Annotated in this window: 12 protein-coding genes; 7 read left to right on the top strand and 5 right to left on the bottom strand. The window is 47.5% G+C overall.

Annotation, left to right across the window (positions count from 1 at the left end; genetic code table 11):
- Positions 1–292, top strand: a 292-nt coding sequence (locus KDK14_RS01630; RefSeq protein ID WP_257263272.1) for a hypothetical protein, incomplete at its 5' end; no start/stop codon positions are given.
- Here KDK14_RS01630 and fabV read toward each other — a convergent pair.
- Complete coding sequence (fabV, locus tag KDK14_RS01625; RefSeq protein WP_257263271.1) at positions 255–1,457, bottom strand: enoyl-ACP reductase FabV; 1,203 nt, start codon at positions 1,455–1,457, stop codon at positions 255–257. The two genes, KDK14_RS01630 and fabV, sit on opposite strands and share 38 nt — an antisense overlap.
- Before the next feature lie 344 nt (positions 1,458–1,801).
- Here fabV and KDK14_RS01620 point away from each other — a divergent pair, with 344 nt between their 5' ends.
- From KDK14_RS01620 to KDK14_RS01600, 5 genes are all read left to right on the top strand, one after another.
- Positions 1,802–4,456, top strand: a complete 2,655-nt coding sequence (locus tag KDK14_RS01620; RefSeq protein ID WP_257263270.1) for a phosphatidylinositol 4-kinase — start codon at positions 1,802–1,804, stop codon at positions 4,454–4,456.
- A gap of 16 nt (positions 4,457–4,472) precedes the next feature.
- On the top strand, positions 4,473–5,000 hold the full coding sequence (locus tag KDK14_RS01615; protein ID WP_257263269.1) for a hypothetical protein: 528 nt from the start codon (positions 4,473–4,475) through the stop codon (positions 4,998–5,000).
- 234 nt (positions 5,001–5,234) lie between these two features.
- On the top strand, positions 5,235–7,916 hold the full coding sequence (locus tag KDK14_RS01610; RefSeq protein ID WP_257263268.1) for a hypothetical protein: 2,682 nt from the start codon (positions 5,235–5,237) through the stop codon (positions 7,914–7,916).
- Between the two features lie 283 nt (positions 7,917–8,199).
- Positions 8,200–9,360 carry a serpin family protein gene (locus KDK14_RS01605; protein ID WP_257263267.1) on the top strand — a complete coding sequence of 387 codons (1,161 nt, stop codon included), beginning with the start codon at positions 8,200–8,202 and terminating at the stop codon, positions 9,358–9,360.
- A 78-nt stretch (positions 9,361–9,438) separates the two neighbouring features.
- Positions 9,439–10,404: a hypothetical protein gene (locus KDK14_RS01600; protein ID WP_257263266.1), complete on the top strand. Its 966-nt coding sequence runs from the start codon at positions 9,439–9,441 to the stop codon at positions 10,402–10,404.
- 65 nt (positions 10,405–10,469) lie between these two features.
- Here the strand turns inward: KDK14_RS01600 and KDK14_RS01595 are convergent, their stop codons facing one another.
- The 4 genes from KDK14_RS01595 to purE form a co-directional block, all read right to left on the bottom strand.
- A complete protein-coding gene (locus tag KDK14_RS01595; RefSeq protein ID WP_257263265.1) occupies positions 10,470–13,355 on the bottom strand; it encodes a hypothetical protein in 2,886 nt (961 codons plus the stop codon).
- A 193-nt stretch (positions 13,356–13,548) separates the two neighbouring features.
- Complete coding sequence (locus KDK14_RS01590; RefSeq protein WP_257263264.1) at positions 13,549–16,440, bottom strand: hypothetical protein; 2,892 nt, start codon at positions 16,438–16,440, stop codon at positions 13,549–13,551.
- Between the two features lie 226 nt (positions 16,441–16,666).
- A complete protein-coding gene (locus KDK14_RS01585) occupies positions 16,667–17,815 on the bottom strand; it encodes a 5-(carboxyamino)imidazole ribonucleotide synthase (protein WP_257263263.1) in 1,149 nt (382 codons plus the stop codon).
- Between the two features lie 11 nt (positions 17,816–17,826).
- A complete protein-coding gene (purE, locus tag KDK14_RS01580) occupies positions 17,827–18,309 on the bottom strand; it encodes a 5-(carboxyamino)imidazole ribonucleotide mutase (protein ID WP_257263262.1) in 483 nt (160 codons plus the stop codon).
- 271 nt (positions 18,310–18,580) lie between these two features.
- On the opposite strand from purE, the gene KDK14_RS01575 reads away from it, so the two are divergent.
- Positions 18,581–19,135 carry a hypothetical protein gene (locus tag KDK14_RS01575; RefSeq protein ID WP_257263261.1) on the top strand — a complete coding sequence of 185 codons (555 nt, stop codon included), beginning with the start codon at positions 18,581–18,583 and terminating at the stop codon, positions 19,133–19,135.
- Positions 19,136–19,707: the final 572 nt, after the last annotated feature.

Below are 19,707 nucleotides of genomic sequence, written 5' to 3'. Positions count from 1 at the left end.
GACCGGCTTCCGAAGGTTTCAACGTCTTCTGAAGTTACGGATTCAGGTATTAATTTTCTTTGCCCTTTCTTGCAACAATATAATAGAAGAAGCATCCCGTCTTTTCCGGGAGGCTTGTTTTAAAGATGCAGATGGCAACAGGATAACCTCGCATAATCCTTCCCCTGTATACAACAACGAGTTTACAACTGAACCTACAGACGAATATAAATATGGTTTCATATGGTTAGCTACTTATCCCCGCCCCACCCTGATCAGATATCAATTACCTCAAAAGGCACCAGGGGATTAACATCCGCATCGTAATCCACACCCTCAACACCGAAACCAAACAGCTTCAGAAACTCCTCTTTATAGAGGGCGTAATCGGTCAGCTCGGCCAGATTCTCATTGGTCAGCTGTGGCCAGATATCCTGACAATGTTGCTGAATATCGTCTCTCAGCTCCAGGTCATCAAGGCGAAGGCGGTTATTGTCATCCACTTCCGCAGCTGCTCCATCACTGCGGTAGAGCCGATCACGGAACATCCGATTGATTTGTTCGATACACCCTTCATGCACTCCCTCCTCCCGCATTTTCTTGAAAACCATGGAGATATAGAGGGGCATAACCGGAATCGCAGAACTGGCCTGAGTGACCACACTCTTGAGTACCGCGATATTGGCGGAACCATGAATGGACTTCATCGACTCATCGATGGCATGGGCGGCTCGATCCAGGTCTTTCTTGGCTTCACCCAAGGCACCATCCCAATAGATCGGCCAGGTCAGTTCCGTACCAATATAACTGTAGGCCACGGTCTTGCAGCCTTCTGCCAGAACCCCCGCTGTTGACAGTGCGTTCATCCACAGCTCCCAATCCTGACCACCCATAACCGCGACCGTTGCGGCTACCTCTTCATCAGTGGCCGGTTCGACGGTTGCTTCAAACAATGTGTCTTTGTTGGTGTCCACTGCGGTAGCGCGATACGGCTCACCCATCGGCTTCAATACAGAACGGATCACCTCGCCGGTATCCGGCAGTTTGCGCACCGGTGACGCCAGCGAGTAAACCACCATATCCACCTGACCGAGATCCTGCCTGATCAGCTCAATGGTCTTCTCTTTTGCCCCGTGGCTGAAGGCGTCACCGTTCAGGCTTTTGGCATAGAGACCCGCTTTATGAGCCAGCTGGTCAAAAGCCGCAGAATTGTACCAGCCAGCAGTACCCGGCTTATTTCCTGTGGCGGGCTTCTCAAAGAACACACCAATGGTTGCCGCGTCGGAACCAAACGCGGCGGTAATCCGGGTAGCCAGACCGTAACCACTGGAAGAACCGATCACCAGCACTTTTTTGGGACCATAGGCTATGGGACCCAGTGACCGGGTGTAAGCCATCTGCGCCTTCACATTGGCTGCACAACCTGAGGGGTGAGTGGTGGTGCAAATAAATCCACGAATCCTTGGTTTAATGATCATCGTTGTCCCCAACAAGTGAAATCCGGTTCGAAAACCAGGGGCTGATATGGGCCCGTTGGTATAAATAACGCAGTAGCTTATCCAAAAGCCTCAGTCCGGGAAAGAGACGGTGCGTATAAGTCGGTAGCGTTGTGGGTCTGTTTGTTACGGTTTGTTAAGAGCCGACGACCAACTGACGGCCGATCGAGCGGTTATTGATAACGGCTGAAAAGCAGGGTTTCAGTCCTCAAGGAGTGACGCCCATGCAGTGTCTGTAAATACTAAAGTACCTGTTCCTGCATTGATGAACTTCTCTTCTTAACGGCCGATAGGTGGATTGTCAGTCATAGGTCAGGGAGACTCCTGTGATACCTCCAGACTACCCTTCAGGGAATCAGCCCCCCGTCGAGGTCAAGAAAGACTTTGCAAAAGCACCTCCGGTGGTGCCACAAACGCGCAGCTCCATGGTCTCTGAACGTGTTGCCTTTTTTACCCAGCTGGCACAACGCACCATTAATCCAGTGGTCACTGATAACTATCTGACCAAACCACCGGCAAGCCCTGTTCAGACAACGTCGCCAGATTCCGGGTATGAATCCGATGGAGAACCCTCCCCGGTTTCCTCTGCCGCCGCCCGCACAGCGGCAAGCAAGCCCATGGATCAAATCGTTGTCAAGCTAACATTTAGCGAGGAATTTCAAGGTGCCTGCCTCAAGCCGCTGCCACCATCGATAAAAGTCGCTCCCGATGCCTTGAACGATACCCCGTGGCTCGATCAATTTCTGAGCAAAGAGGATCAACAGTGGGTTGATGTCCTATTCGTTCAGGAAGGTAAGGCTTACCCTTGGGTTAAAGGACAAATGCCCGGGTTTGACCCGCTGAAACCCATCGTAACGGTCCTGAACCCCAGCCAGGCTTATAAAACACTCATTGCCGGGAAGATAAAGCACCCGGTGTCGAACAGTTGCGATTACCAATGGTTTGATCGTTCCGCACTCCAATCCCCGGAGCAGCAGGTGCTGAGTGTCTATCAGGGAAAAAGACCTGCAGCAGCCCTTGAATTCCCATCGACCCTGGACCCCCGAATTGGCTCGGCCGAGTTATTCCCCGGTCTGGCTACCCGGGTATTGACCAACCCATTTGGTCAGGGTGTAACGGTTATTGCCGAACGCAGAAACAACCCACAGGGCAAGATGTATGGCGACCGCCTGGAGGTGCTGGTCAAAAAACAGTGGAGCCAGGCACAGGCTGATATAGCCAGAGGGGTTCCCAAAGATGTTGCCCTGTTTCAAAGCCATATCAGAAACCTGCAAAAGCGTGGCGAGCTGGAACTGATAAAACCGGATTGCATCAGGCAGGAGATCATCCGTGCCCGTGATCAGTTGTCAGCCAATCACCGGTCAGTCAACCCCGGTCAGTTAACACCCGAGCAGCTGGCCGAACGAAAAAAGGCGATGGCACAACGGGTCACGCAACGCTTCAACCAGCCCGGTGTTACCCAGCAACAACTGCGCTCTTTAGCTACCCATACTCAAGGATCCAAACCATTACCGGGAAAAATAGGAAGAGGTAACAGAGAGCTTCGAGCTTCCAAGATGATCAGCTACTATGAGCAGCAGTTAGCCACAGAAATACCCATTGGACACATAGCGGCAGAACAAGCAGCGAAACATATTCTGACCCGTAATGAAAAACTCCGCAAAGAATTAAGCGAAGTAATCCGTGAGCACACTGATCATCTGAACGAATCAGAAATCAATAGCTTAAAGAATAAAATATCCGAACTCAGAAACGACCAACAGCTGTTATTTCAGGTATTGGATTCACCGGCATTAACGTCTATTGCCGGAAAAATCAGCTGGCAGGCGGCAATGGAGTTCAAGCGGGTTGGCTATGATCTGAACGATGAACTCACCCTTCCCGGCCAATGGACCGACGGACTTCTGGACCCTCACAACCCTCCCCGGAAGCTGGGTGCAGGGAATGAGAATACGGTATATCTGTTATCCTATAAAACCGGAAATGGCACAGTAAAACGGGTTTTCAAACCGGAACCGGCCATTGATTTCTCAGGTTTTAGAAGTATCATCTCGCCGGAGTTGTACCACAATCAATGGCATCCAAATCTTACGGCCAGAAATCTGGCCACCGGCGAGATTGCCCGTTTATTGGGTATGAACGTGATGCCCGATATGTCATTTTGTGAGCATGACCACCAGATTGGACTGGAGATGGAACTGGCTTCAGGTCAATCAGCCAAGACCCTGGTATCTTCCAGCACTGATCCTGCGAAAGTGGAAAATCTGGGCTATCAGGAACTGATTGATGTGGAGGGTAACTGGGAGACCAGGAACAAAATATTCAGTGGCCTGGCTGACCTTGAGCTGTTGGATGCCATTTGTGCCCAACCAGACCGACATGGTGATAATTTCTTTATAGATTATGAAACTGGCCGGGTAACGGGTATTGATAACGATACCTGTCTTTACCCGTTCAGAGACATCATTGCGCCATCCGCTGACCAAAAAAATCGTGCTAAATGGCGAAAGGGATGCCGCGTCGGTTATCCCCGACTGATGACCCGCAAGTCTTATGATCGTTTACAGCAGCTTGATGTCGACATGTTGTGTGAGTCATTGCCCGCCTGCTTCGATCTGAGGGTCAGAAGAGCTTTGAGGAAGAGAGTATTCCTGATTCAGGAACACAGTCTGGCATTATTCGCTGCCGGGCGAATAGTCGATGATTGGGAAAGCTGGCGTGATCCAACGTCAAAAAAAACCGCCATCGAGTTTCTCACTATGCCAATGGCTGATATTGTCAACCGTGAGCAGAAGGCCCTTAAGGAAGAAGAGCGTCGTATCGAGCCTATTCTCAGCAAATATCACGCAAATGAACCCCTGTCCGATGGGGAAAGTGACCTTGTCTGGCGTTATTTGTGGAGAAACAAGCTGCTGAGTAATGATGAATTAATCAGAGGCATGCGACCAGCCGAAGCTATCTTTACACGGCCGCATATGTGAAAGACGAGGATCAACTATGAACGCACAAAACCCTGCCATCTCGCTTGCGGATGTTGCCGTGAACCTGGAAGCCCTTGGTGTACCTTTCCCTCCGCTGCCCAAGGCACTCACTGAGCAGTTAGTGCCGCTTTCAGAGTACGCCTTTGGTTCATGCCTGACAAAAATCCCCCTGTATAACCTTGAAGCCCATCTCGATCAGTTGCTGAACCAATGGCCATCGGATTATGTGATGTATGGCTCAAGTGGCCACGGATTTAACTCCAGGGCGCTGCATTACTACCTGGTAACAGACCGGTGCGCCCTGTTTATTCAACGTTCTATGCCGGTACTGTCACCCGCTTCATTTCAACCGGGGCAGTTCGCGCATTTAATGCAGCAAACCATAGAACTGAGCTGCCACCCGGCCCTGGATTCATGGCAGGATCAACTGGTGGTTGTTGACTCCGATATCCTGTTTGGCCGAATAGGCAGATACCGGGATGGACAGTTAAGCTGGCAATATGAAGTGGATAATGCTATTGAAAACACCCTGGCCATTTTATAATCAAAAATTGCGGCTCAAGCTATCGCTCCAGTCTATTGCAGGGAACTAAACGTTATCGAAATTGTCATACGTGATTGTCGTAGTTTGTGTGAAACCTGAACTCAGGAAAGTAAATTTTAATTACTTTTGTAAACTCTGAAAAATAACACCTCAGAACCTGTTAATGCATGTATGAACCTCCCGGCCAGATCGCTGATGGGGGAGATTGTCAGTTAACCGGTTAAGGAGAGCCCTGTGATACCCCCAGGTTACCCTTCAGGGAATCAACCTCTAGCCATGGTGGTCAGGAAAGACTCTGCCAGAGTGCCTCCGGCAGTGCCTAAAAGGGTCAGTTCCCTGGCCTGCGAACGTTTTGGTTGCTCATACGGGCTTGGACAACGCAAGATTGATCCAGTGACCACAGAGCACCATCTGACGAACCCGACGGCAAGGCCCAACCCCATACCGACACTGGAATCCGCGATCGAACCCTTTGGGGATTCCTCCCCGGGCTCCTATGCGTCCTCCCGTGTAACGGCAAGCAAGGGCATAGCTCAAACCGCCGTCAAATTAAGATACAGTCAGGAATTTAAAGGAAGTTACCTTAAACCGCTGCCGCCATTGATCAAGGTCACGGCCGATGCCCTGGATGATACCACCTGGCTGGACCAATTCCTGAGCAAAGAGGATCAACAGTGGGTAGATGTAGTATTCGTTCAAGAAAATAAGGCTTATCGCTGGGTTCAGAGGATATCGAGCAAGCTTGCACCCCAAAAGCCATTGGAACTGGTACTCAAACCCAATCGGAATTATAAATCAATCCTTGCCCAGCAGATAAAGTACCCGGTTCCGAAAAACTCCGATTACCAATGGTTTGATCGTTCCGCACTTCACTCCCCAGAGCAACAGGTGCTCAGTGTCTATGAGGGAAAAAGACCAGCAGCTGCCCTTGAATTTTCATCGACCCTTGACCCCAGAATTGGCTCGGCTGAGTTATTTCCCGGCCTGGCGACCAGGGTTTTGGCCAACCCATTTGGCCAAGGTGTAACGGTTATTGCAGAAGGCAGAAACAACCCCCAATGCAAGCTTTACGCCAACCGCCTGGAGGCACTGGTAAAAAAACAGTGGAACCAGGCAGAGGCTGATATAGCCAGAGGCGTTCCCAAAGATGTTGCCCTGTTTCATAGCCACATCAGAAACCTGCAAAAGCGTGGCGAACTGGAATTGATAAAACCGGATTGCCTGAAGCGGGAGATCATTCATGCCCGTGAGCAACTGTCAGCCTATAACCTGTCAGTCAGCTCCGGGCAGTTAACAGCAACACAACTGGCCAAACGAAAACTTGCCATTAAGAAACGAATCACAGAACGCTTCAACGAACCCGGTGTTACCCAGCAAACACTGCTCGCCGTGTCGGTGCGTAACCGGGGATTCAGAACATTTCCCCAACATGCGGGTACAGTTATTAGTAGAGAGCTTCGAGCTTACAATATGATCAGTAACTATGAGCAACAGCTGGCCGAAGAAATACCCGCTGGACAGGAAGCGGCAGAGCAAAGTGCCAAACGTATCTTGACCAGCTGTGAAAACCTGCAGCATGAATTCAGTAAAATAATCCAAACTACGCCTTTGGCTTCAAAGGAAACATCCTATTTAAATGATAAAATCCGCAATCTTGGAAACGACCAATTACTTATATTCCAGGTATTGGATTCACCGGCACTAACGTCTATTGCCGGAAAAATCAGCTGGCAGGCCGCGATGGAGTTCAAGCGGGTTGGCTATGATCTGAACGATGAACTAACCCTTCCCGGTCGATGGACAGACCGGCTTCTGGACCCTGAGAACCCTCCCAGGAAACTGGGTAGTGGGTATGAAAATACGGTATACCTGCTGACCTACAAAATCGGCAATGAGAAAGTAATGCGGGTTTTCAAACCTGAGCCGGCCATTGATAATTCACTCTGGAGCCTAATCATCACCCGGGAGTTGTATCACGATCAATATCATCCAAATCTGACGGCCAGAAATCTGGCCACTGGGGAGATTGCCCGCATACTGGGGATGGACATCATGCCAGATATGTCATTTTGTGAACATAACCATCAGATTGGACTGGAAATGGAGTTTGTTTCAGGAAAATCAGCCGAGACCACTGTGCCTTGCCCTATCAATCCTGGAAAAGACATCAAGCTGAGCACTCAAGAACTGGTTATGAAGCAGGGCAACTGGAAGATAAAGAACAAAATATTCAGTGGCCTGGCTGACCTTGAGTTGTTAGACGCTATTTGTGCTCAACCGGACCGACATGATGCTAACTTCTTCATAGACTATAAAACTGGCCAGGTAACGGGGATTGATAACGATACTTGTCTTTACCCGTTCACAGACATTATTGCACCATCTGCCAACCAGGTGGAATTCAAAAGATGGCGTAAAGGATGCCGTGTTGGTTATCCCCGACTGATGACCCGCAAGTCCTATGAATGTTTGCAGAAGCTTGATGTAGAAATGTTGTGTGAATCATTGCCCGCTTGCTTCGATCTGAGTATCAGAAGTGCTCTGAAGAAGAGAATACTCCTGATTCGGGAACACAGCCTGGCATTATGCTGTGCAGGTCGGATAGTCGATAATTGGGAAACCTGGCGTGATCCAATAACACAAATAACCGCTATTGAGTTTCTCTCTTTGCTACCATTTGAATTCTTCGCCCGAGAGCTGAAAGCACATAAGGAAGAAGAGAGTATTATCCAGCCTCTTCTCAGTAAATATCATTCAAATAAACCATTATCACACCAGGAAAGTAACATTATCAGCCGTTATTTGTGGAGAAAAAAGCTACTGCATAATGATAAAATTAATCTGAGGTATGCTATGAGTCCAAGCTATTACTTCACGGCAACTTATATAAAAAAGGAAGAAAGCGATCAAACATAATCCAATGGCTATCACCTCTCTTTCTGAGTGAACAATTTATAAATCACCATTTTACATCGGCACGACCGCCTTCCGAAGGTGTCAACGTATTCTGAAGTTACGGATTCTGGTAATTGATAAATACAAATAAGCAACTACACTGCCCTCAGGAATTAACAACTGATGTTACGCACCTCTACCATATAAACTGCCTGATCATTTGAACAAAATACTACTGATGGTGGTAAACGACAGTGAAGTGCATAACTACAGTTAGCAATTAAACTTGTCAGAAGACCATAAAATGAATTTTCGTCCTGCTTTTTCACCCCCACCACAATACTCACCCACCATTGCATCTAATAGCGCACAACCATTAACGGACTCTTCGTACTGTAAAGTTTGCCGCTCCCCTAATCATCTGTGCAATCTGAAGTCGGATGTCAGAATTTTTATGGAGATAGCGAAAAGAGAAAAAATTAATAATGTTGTGGTTTCACCTTTGCTGGTTTCAAGTGCAGAAAACACAGCCAGGAAGGTACGGGAACTGCAAGAGTCCAATAGTATAAATCACGATGATTTAATGGTGGTGCTGAAGCAGTCAGGCAACCCGATTACCAACACTCGTGAGCCGGAACAACAGGGAACCCCGGAGAATTTACATTTTTTCTCTAAAAACATATCCATTGATATGGTGATGAAGCATCTGGGCGTTCCCTTTACCAGCAGTCATGAACTGGCACAGCAAGGGTATGATAGCGCCACTCAACAGCTCAATGACCGGATTGCCAACGATACTAACGGGGTGATTACCGACCTGCTCAAACCTGAAATGCTCACAGACCCAAAAGTAGCTTACGTGTTAGTCAGCTGGTTGTTTCAAAATGTGTCATGGAAAGAACCTTTCGTGGCGATACCCCAAGGCTATGGACGACACATCACATGGAACGGTAAGGAGCAGTCGGAGATCGTCTGGATGCAAAGCGAACAGGTGACAAACGCAATTGCTTATAAAAATATTTCAGGTTTTCAGTTCATTGCCTTGCCTGTCAAGGAATCTGGTTTGAAAGCGGTTTTCATAATGCCTCCCGAAACGGCAAAACAAGAACACAGTGACAAAGCCAGCGATATCATTGCAGAAGGCTTGAACTCATTATTTGAAGGTCAATTTACTGATGCTCGCATCGGGCTGGTGTTACCCAAATATGAATTCGAATATGTCTACGAAAAGGAATACCCTGAGTTGATCGGTGGCAAATCAAAACATCAGGCAAATCTTTCTATCAAAGAGGCAGGTGCCTTTGTTGCGGCTGCATTCGTAATGCGTGGAGGTGCAATCCCGAAAAAACTGTACATCAATAAGTCCTTCTACTTTGCCATGATTACTCATGAAGGCAAACATAAACGGGACCCAAGGTTGGTGGGTATCGCCCATATTGAACAACCCTGGGAACCCCGGGAATAGTCAGCGCTGGTTAACCTTAAATTGTTTATCATTGGACCGCCTTTGGTAATCCTTCATTCATATCGATGAACACTTGAAATGAATAATTTGCCTGCTCATCTCTCTCAACCGACCGTTACTCGCTTCTCATCCGTCAACAGCAGACAATACAACCGCAGTTGTCTCTATCTTTCTGTCTACCCGAAGGTGACCAGAGATGCTGTTTTTAAAGGTCATCAAGCATCACCCTGCCGAAATGTAGACGTTATTTTCTTACGCGGGATGCCCGGCCAGGGGAAAACCCATTACTGCGATACAACCATAAAACCAGAACATGAAATCAGACAGCGTCATATACAAGTAATCAGTGCCAACTTGGTAGCAGCCAAAGCACAGGCCAAGGATAAAGGCATTCAACTGACTGATAACAATAAAAATCAATTAACCCACGCTTATTATCGGGAAAATGCACACAGGGAGAGAAAAGAGCTAATGACTGAACTGCACAATACAGCCCGGAATGAGATGAAACAAGCACTATTCCAACATACTCAAGTCCAACATACTCAAGCTGGAACACCTGTTTCCAAACCATTAACGTTAGTTATTGATAACAGTAATATTCGCAGTTTTGAACTGGCTTCATACTTGGGTATTGCAATGGAATATGCAGTACCAAAAGAAAACATGTCGATCATTGAAGTCAGCCCATTAAATAACGGGGAGTTTTTGCAACAGCTTGATAAAAAGCTAAAAGAAAAAGGGCTAAAATCTTCGGAGAAATCTAACGTAACACTCGGGAAATGGTCAGAGCTTATCTTTGAACGCAGCAGTGAACGGCACTCGCATCCTGATATAGTTTATCCAGCCATCAGTTCGTTACTCGTTCAGACAGTGCTTTGTGAAACATTAGCCTCTATGAGAGTAGCGCCAATGAAAGAAGACTATATGATAGGCAGGCTAAAGAGCTATTACGATAATAACCAGTCAATAAATCCAGGTCTATTGACGTCAGAAGCCACCGAGATGGCTGCAGATGAAAGAGCAAAAGATCTACGCTCATAATGGCTTCCTGGCAATTCTGTTTATTGCCAAGAGCGTTAACAACCATGTAACAACGAGCAATCGCATCATGACCACAGGGATGTCTTAATCACGTCAAGGAAAATCAGCCCTCGCCGGATCACAAAATCCGCCGTTCTCTGTTGTGCTTGCTCCAATACCTCCTGTTTTTGTTTCAGCCTTTGCTCCAGTCCATCTTTCTGAATCATATTGACAACGTTCCCGATCTCCCTTGTGTAGTTTTGCAAATGCAGCACATTCTCTCGGGCTCCAGCCAGACCGCTAGCGGTCATAAAATGGGGAGTGACAGCAGCGTCACCAGCAACAGTAATGACCACTTGATGGGCGCCTGATCTTTGCCTTATCGCATTTCTCCAAACCCGTTGTTGCTGTAAGGAGAATACTGCCACAGATGAGTCATTAATCTTTTCCCCGGTAACACCCAGTGACTGGTCAATACCATAGCTATGTGCCACTGTTTGAAACCATGCCCTGCAAAGCGCTTTGTGTAACCTGGCCGCACGCTGATTACGCCATGTTTGCTGGTCGGCTGCTGAACGTTTATCGCCCTTTGGAGCAAACTCACGCACCGGTAATGACGATAACTTTTTCTTAACTTTCTGGCAGAATTGATAAAATGCTTCAGGCAGCTCCATCCCAATATAGACCAGATTTTTATTTTCAAAACACCGCGTCTGCAGCGCTCTGCCCCGGGTCGATGCCCACAAGTGGCGAACAGCACTTGACCGCTCATTGGTTTGCTGGCTAAGAAACCGTCGCTCATAAGAACTTAGCCCCTCAATCCTGTCCACCTCAAAGGTCATCTGTTCCTGGAAAAACTGCTGAAACTGTTGATCAAGTACCACCATGCCACGAAAGTCCCCAAAAGTATCCAGCCGGTCATTTTGCAGGGGCTGGTCCTTCGATCCTTCCCAGGTACAAACACCATAGCTTCGGGCATTGGTTACCAACTCGTCCGACATATACTTATAACGAATCTGACTATTTTTACCGTCGGCGCAAATCACTAAATCAACGGGACGAGTTAACGTCGCTTCGGGTTTCTGATAACCAGCAGGCGGCTTTTTCTTGCCGTTGGCAAAGGGAGAGGGATCATTTTCGGGATGATATTTAGCCTGTACTGTATACCCTTGTTTACCGGCCACAACTTTGGTCATTTCATAGGCAACCAACCGCTCCAATCGGTTTATTTGCGGTCTATTACTCTGGGAAGTATGGTTGGAGTTGCGTACCATCAGTTCAGCAAGTCTATGATTAAGTTCCTCTTCCAACCGGTGTGTGACGATTTCCCCAGCCATTTCTCCAAAACCATCCTGACGCACAACCCCCTTGCCAGCCTGTCCATGCCAACCGAACAGGTTGTAGTAGCGTTCTCCAAGATAAAACTTCAGCATTTCCATCCATTTTGGGTCCAGTCGAACCACTGGTAACCGGTTATATTTCGTGCTCCGTTTCTCAAACAGTGAGACGTTGGCCCCCTCCTGAAACTGGGTGAAAACCAGCATGAGAGCTGTTGGACCCGCCCCTTCAATAGCCACATTCGGATGTTTTTTCGTTTTATTGTGCTGCGCTATCATCCAGTCCAGCTGGGCTAAATCCACTTGCGGTCCTCTTAACTGATCCAAATCCAGTAGCTTTTGGAACATCTGCTGGTTTTGTGCGGAATCAGTGCCATGGATATTGGTTTTTCCTATACCTTCCAATAACAGACTTAACTCCCAGCGACGCCCTTGATTCAGCTGAACATGCAACAATGCCGCCCGCCCTTCTGCTATTAAGCCCCGATGTACATTGCAACGGGCTTCGAGTGCTTTAAATTCCTTGCCTTGATTCTGATTTTCTGCGGACAAAGTGCTCCGTAAGGACTCATAATCCTGAAAGTCTTTTTCAACCCTGGCCAGATCAAGGCTTCTGAATTCACTGGGTAACCGACTGATTATGCTCGTTACAGCACAAGCATCTGCCAGCAGATTTTCTTCTAGCCGGTAAATTAGCGAGTAATCAAAAAATAGCTCCTGGCTATCTTTAACCAATGCCAGATCCCGGGCGGAAACCAACTCCCGGGGATGACCTTGAACAAACGGCCAACGCCTGTCGTTATAAAGAATCAAGTCCAATGCATCTCGCAAAGCCTTATGACGCGGGGAGAATGGAAAACAAGAATATAGCTTGCCTATACGTTTCATTAATTGTTGATACTCTTGTACAGTCAGTTCCTCCCGAATGTTATGTAAAACGGACAGGGTGATGGTATCTTTCAGGTCGGTAAAATCACTGGACTGCCGGGTATCACGAAAGTGCTTTTCCAGCTTGCTGATAGCTTTCTGAGCTTTATTCTCATCCGGTAACAATTCCGGTGACAGAATAATGAGTTGATAATAAGCTTTCAGCACTTCCCTGCTATCTTCCAACGTCACTCCGGGTAAGCGAGACAGCAATCCGGGAAGTTCTTTTTTCAGAATTCCAGCGGCTTCACGGATAATTTTACGTTCAGTCGTGCTACCAAGTATTGTATCCTTACTGCCAAGAATCGTTTCACACTCAGATTTTTCAAGAAAAGGCAGCACGCCATTTTCCACGTCCTGTATCACCCGTTTTTTTAAACTATAAGAAGCTTCATCAGTTTGGAGCAATTCCCATACCTGACCACGAAATAAGGCAGCCGCTTCATGATTTTCTCTTCGCTGCTTCCTGCCCTCTGTGGTGAAATAGCTTAAAAAACGTTTTAGAAAACAGGTATCAGACCGGACTACCTCAACCGTTCGATGCCATACCGCGCCCTGATGACGATCGCCAGCGTGCTTCAATGCCCGGGAAACTGTCAGTTTTGCCCGTTGATGATTCTGATGAATCGCTTCAAGTTTTGTTAGCGTGTTGTTGATATAAGCATAGGGTTCTTTATTGAATAAACCTGACGGTCTGCCGGTATCCATTCCATTCCTCCTTGTATGTTAAAACCTGTCGGACAGAACCTGTTTGAATCCATGGCAGTTAACAATTTACTTTGGTATAAATCACTAACCGATTGGTCAGTTACGCTAACGCCTTGTTCCTGACAAAAGATGGAAGCATTTAGAAGGTGATAAAAAAAAGAGACCTGATAAGTAGTTAACCAACTACTTATCATCATTTTAATCTCGATTTACTCAAGAGAGCCTCTCCCCGCTTGATCACGAATTCCCCCGTTTCCCAATGAGCTTCCTCAAGTAATTGCAACCTTGTTTTGAAAAACGGAAACATTTTTCCAGGCAGAAACTCAAGTTTTAGTTTCGGCTCCAATCGGTCAAATCCTGTGCACTTGACCCTGGTGTAACTTTGCAGATGCAGCACATTCTCTCTGGCTCCAGCCAAGTTGCCAGCGTTCATAAAATGGTCACTGACAGCCGCTTCACCAGCAGCAGCGATGACCACCTCATGGGAGTCTGATCTTTTACTTATCACACTTTCCCGAGCCTTGTGCAGCTGTATAGGGAATACCGCCGAAGATGCGTGATTAATCATTTCCCTGGTAGCTCCCAGCGACTGGTCAATACCATAGCTGTGTGCCACTGTTTGAAACCATGCGGTAGCAAGTGCCTTCTGCACCCTGGCAGCACGCTGGTCACGCCATGCTTGCTGGTCCGCTGCTGATCGTTTCTCGCCCTTTTGATCAAACTCCCGCACCGGTAATGCCGCTAACTTTTTCTGTAACTTCTGGCAGAACTGATTAAATGCTTCAGGCAGCTCCATCCCGATAGAGACCAGGTTCTTATTTTCAAAACACCGGGTCTGCATCACTCTGCCATGGGCAGATGCCTGCAGGCGGCGAACACCACTTGACCGCTCATTGGTTTGCTGGCTAAGGAATCGTCGCTCATAAGAACTTAGCCCCTCAATCCTGTCCACCTCAGAGGTCATCTGGTCCTGGAAAAACTGCTGAAACTGTTGATCAACTATCACCATGTCACGAAAGTTCCCAAAGGTATCCAGCCGGTCATTGTTCAGGGGCTGGTCCTTCGATCCTTCCCAGTTACAAACACCATAGCTGCGGGCAGAGGACACCATCTTGTCCTCCATATACAGATTACGAAACTGACTATTTTTACCTCCGGCACAAATCACCAAATCAACGGGACGGGATAGCGCCTGCGGCTTCTGATAATCAGCAGGCAGTTTTTTCTTGCCGTTGAGGGTGGGATCATTCTCAGGGTTATATTGAGCCTGTACTGTAAAAAAACCTTGTTCACTGATCTCTACTTCCGTCATTTCATAGGCAGCTAACCGCTCCAACCTGGTTTTTTGCGGGTCATGACCCCGGGAAGTATGTTCGTCTTTGCGGCGCATCAGTTCAGCAAGTCTGAGATTCAGTGCCTCTTCCAACCGGTCCGTGGCGATTTCTCCGAACACTTCGCCAAAACCATCTGCACGTACAATGCCCTGTCCATCCTCACCGAACAGCCGGTAATACTGTTCCCCAAGATAAAATTTCAGCATTTGCAGCCATTGCGGATCCAGTCGAACCACGGGTAACCGGTTATCTTCCGTGCTCCGTTTCTCAAACACTGTTACATTGGCCCCTTCCTGAAACTGGGTGAAAGCCAGCATCAGTCCTGTTGGCCCATCCCCTTCAATGGCAACCGTCAGATGTCCACGCGTTTTATTGTTCTGTGCTATCAACCATTCCAGCTGGGCTGCATCCACTTGCGGCCCTCTTAACTGATCCAGATCCAGTAGCTTTTGGAACATCAGCTGATCGCGCCTTAAATCGGGAAGTTTATCTTCATTCCTTATACGATCAGCCGAATTCGTCAATATCTGCAATAGTAAATTTAACTTCCAGCGTCGTCCTTGATACAGCTGAATATCCAACAAAGCTGCCCGACCTTCTGCTATCAAGCGCCGATGACCCTGGCAACGGGCTTCGAGTTCTTTAAAGTCCTGACTTTGATTTTCCGCTGACAAACTGTGCCGTAATGACTCGTACCGATCAAAGTCTTTTTTAACCCCGGCCAGGTCAAGGCTTCGCAATGCACAGGGTAATTGATTGATTCTGTGCCTTACAGCAGAAACATCATCAGACAGATCGTCAAGCAGCCTGTTTAAAGTCTTGTACCCGCGCAGACTCGGGCTTTTTTGCACCAATGCCAGATCGCTGACGGAAACCAATTCCCATGGATGACCGTGCACAAAGGGCTTATCCGGATTGCCATTACTGATAATCAGGTCCTGCACATTCTGCAAAGCCTTATCGCGCGAAGAGCCAGGATTACTTTCAATACTGATCAGTAATCGTTGATAATTTTCAGAAGGCAGTAACTCCCAAAGGTTATGAAAAACAGAACGGGCGATGTTTGTTTTCAGTTCAGTAATATCAACGGCTTGCCGGGTATTACGCAAGTGCTTTTCCAACTTGCGGATTGCTTTGTGCGCTTTATGCCCCTTTGGTAACAACTCCGGTGACAAAATAATGAGTTGATAATAAGCTTTCAGCACCTCTCTGCTATCTTCCACAGTCACCCGGGGCAGGCGAGACAATATGTCGGGGAGTTCTTTTTTAAGAAATTCAGCGGTGTCACGAATGAGTTCACGTTCTTCTGTGCTTCTGAGTATTACCTGCCTGTTGCGGATTATTGTTTCAATCTCAGTTTTCTTTAAAAAAGGCAACGCGCCCGATTCCGCGGTATTAATGATCTTTTTCTTCAAATTAACAGAGGTTTTCTCATTTTGGAGCAATGCCCATACTTGACCACAAAATAAAGCAGCCGCTTCACGATTTTGTTTGCGCTGCCTGCGCCCCTCTGCGGTGAAGTAATTTAAAAAACGTTTAAGGACAGAGGTATCAGTATTAGACCGGATTACCTCTACCCTGCGATGCCAGACTGTGCCCTGATGAACATCTTCGGCGGGATTCGATTTCTGGGAAATTGTCAGTTCTGTCCGGCGATGATTACGACGATGTCTATTCAGTTCTGAAAGTGTATTTTCGATGTAAGCATATTGTTCTTTATTGAGTAACCCTGACGGTCCGGTGGAATCCATTCCATTTCTCCTGTTATGCTCAAAGTCTTTCCGGCAAGATTTATCTAATCCTTGACCAGTTAACAATTTACGTTCCAATAAATCACTAACCGGTAGGTAAGTTATAATAACGCCTTGATAATAAGAGAAAGTTCAAGCCAAGGTCCCTGATATCAGCAGGAGACCGCAAGGATACCGACATAACCATTCTGTTACATCGGCCCGGTTTGACAGGAAAACCGTTTAATTAGCCCCTGGATAAATCACGGCCTCGCCGGGCAACTCCGGGGTAGTCATCTTCAGGTAAAAACCCAGAGAGAGCCACCAGCTTTTCACCCAGCGCTTCTTCTGACTCAGCCACCAGATTAATATGCCCCATTTTACGACCGGGACGCCAGGTTTTGCCGTACCAGTGACTGGTGACATTGCCGACCGACAACACTTCAGTGGGAATATCAGGTTGGCCCAGAACGTTAATCATGGCACTGGGGCCAATGGCTTCGGTACTGCCAAGGGGTAGACCGGCAATGGCCCTGAGATGGTTTTCAAATTGACTGCACAGGGTTCCCAGCTGGGTCCAATGGCCAGAATTATGAACCCGGGGGGCAATCTCATTCACCATCAGCTGGCCATCCACATCAAAAAATTCGATGGCCAGTACCCCGACATAATCCATTTCAGCCGCCAGCTTACTGAAGGCGTCCACCGCCTGCCGGTGAATTTCGGTAGAGATGGATTTAGCGATGGATAATGTCAGGACACCCCGGGTATGCTCATTTTCAGTAACAGGGTAGATAGCCATATTGCCCTGTTTATCCCGGGCACCGATAACCGACACCTCCCGCTGGAAGGAAATCATTGTTTCAGCAATAATCGAGTGCGGTGAATGTTCACTGCCCGCCGCCAGGAAGTCTGACATTTCCGGCCAGATCTGCTCAACATCACTGTCTGCCATGATGCGCCACTGCCCTTTACCATCATAACCGGCCTGACAGGTTTTAATGACCAGCGGCAGCCCCAGTTTTTTGATCGCCGCATCAAGGTGAGATCGATCAGTAATCAGCCGGTAAGGCGCACAGGGTACGCTGGTCTTATCCAATAACGCCTTCTCTATGCTGCGGTCGCCGCCGACTTTAATGGCCTGTTTTCCGGGATAAAACTTTCCGGACACAGCACACAGACCAAGCACATCGTCAGGAATATGCTCAAACTCAGCAGTGATGGCGTCACATTCAGCAATGGCCTCCGTAAGGCTATGATCGCTGACATGGAACGTCAAAGGATGCATCAGCTTTGCTGAGCCAACATCATAGGAGATGATATTGATATTCAGCGGTGCGCCCGCAAGACTCATCATGCGTGCAAGCTGGCCAGCACCTAATACAAGAATGTTCATACGGTTCATTATCACTCGGCAGGATCAGGGTTTGCTAATACGGTTTCGGTTTGCTGTTTTCTGAAATCGTCAATTCCGGCCTGCAACTCTGGCTGCTGGCAACCAAGAATCTGTGCTGCCAACAGGCCAGCATTGGCTGCTCCGGCTTCCCCGATGGCCAGAGTACCCACTGCTACGCCTTTGGGCATTTGGCATATGGACAATAAGGAGTCAATGCCGTTCAGTGCTTTGGATTTAACAGGAACCCCCAATACCGGCAGACTGGTATAGGCAGCCGCCATTCCCGGGAGGTGTGCAGCCCCCCCGGCACCGGCAATAATCACTTTGATTCCCCGGGCAGCCGCCTCAGAGGCATAATCCGCCAGTAATTGCGGAGTGCGATGGGCAGAAATCACTTTTGTTTCGTATTGGATGCCGAATGTTTCCAACATTTCAGCGGCATGCTGCATCGTGGGCCAGTCCGACCTGGACCCCATTATAATGGCAACGGTCATAACCACTCCTAAATTCTGAGCGTCAAATCATAGCACATATAACCCGTTTGCCTTCAGGGAATACAATTCGCAGGAACGCTCGGCGATTTACCGGCAGAAATCTAGCAACCCTCCGTCACGGGTAAAGCTGAAAGCAGTCACCTGAAATATATTTCTCGAAAGATCAATAGATTAACTTATCTCCATAGCAAAATAAGACTAAAGTATGATTTCAGTTTTATTCATTTTTGCATAGAGTAACGAAAAATTGATCTAGAAGGGAGTACGGACTATGGATGCCATATCTAGAGGAATTCGGTGTGAAACACTGAGGAATCCTGCAGTAATTGATGATGTGTATAATCGTGGAAAAAAACTCGAAAAAGCTAAAAACAAATCTAGAAGATTAAAAAACACTGCAGCACAATTCCACAAAGGCACTAAAGAACTTAATAATGCATTTGGCCGAAAGACTAAAAGTGCAGATGTTAAAAAAACAGATCAACCAGAAAATAGCAAAATTGATGGAAAAGATATTTTCAGCCGTAAAGCTGTCTTGCTAGAAAAATTTAAACATCGTTTTATTATAATAGCTTGCAATATACGCTTGACATTTAACTTTTATCGTAATCAGGAACAACGAGCAGCTCTGAAAAATTCCAGAGATGAATCAAAAGCACAATTGCAGATCCTTAACGGTGAAAAAACCAGGGATAAACATTTTTCAAAGGCGCGGGAAGAGATGGAGGATGGGCAATACGTACAGGCAGCTGATAACTTCGTGAAGGGTGGTAAAGACGTTATCAAAGTAAAAGCAGTCCAATTCAAACGATGGCTTGCCAAATAATGTTCAGATTGAATAACTTAATTCTTTTTCAGGAATATGCCGCGAAAAACATAAAATGCTGCCTTGCCTCCGGGGCAGTATTGAATCTTTATCTACTATCCAGCAATCGATGACAGGGCACCCACAAAAGAGCCATCATTGACATTGAACTCATCTAAAATGATACCATCTTGATCAGATACAACTGATCGTGCTAATACAGAGTCCTCCTCCAGTATCTGCAGCGCTATTGACTGGCATGTCGTGCTGAACTGCGGAGGTGTTAACCAGGTTAAGTCCATTCCTGCCAGGTCGATCTGACACTCCCCGCCCTATCGGACGAGGGTTCTTGATCGCTCAAGAACGTTTCTGTTTCACAGTCCACAGCTCAGGGAACAGGTGGGGGCGCCTGGCTCCATACTCCCCAAGTCTCACACGAACTCCGCAGGCGGGGGGCCACCCCACTTAACATCCCGTCTGCCCTACGGTAGGTCTACAAAAGACCGAGTAAAAGTAGCAAGGAATGAACAAACACTCGAGCGGAGCGCTCCACGCCTGCGCGGCCCGGCCCGATTAGGCGATGCTTTACGACG

Source organism: Endozoicomonas sp. ONNA2 (assembly GCF_024606365.1).
GTDB lineage: Bacteria > Pseudomonadota > Gammaproteobacteria > Pseudomonadales > Endozoicomonadaceae > Endozoicomonas.
The sequence above is the reverse complement of the archived record's forward strand: the minus strand, read 5'-3'. Positions and strand labels throughout refer to the sequence as shown.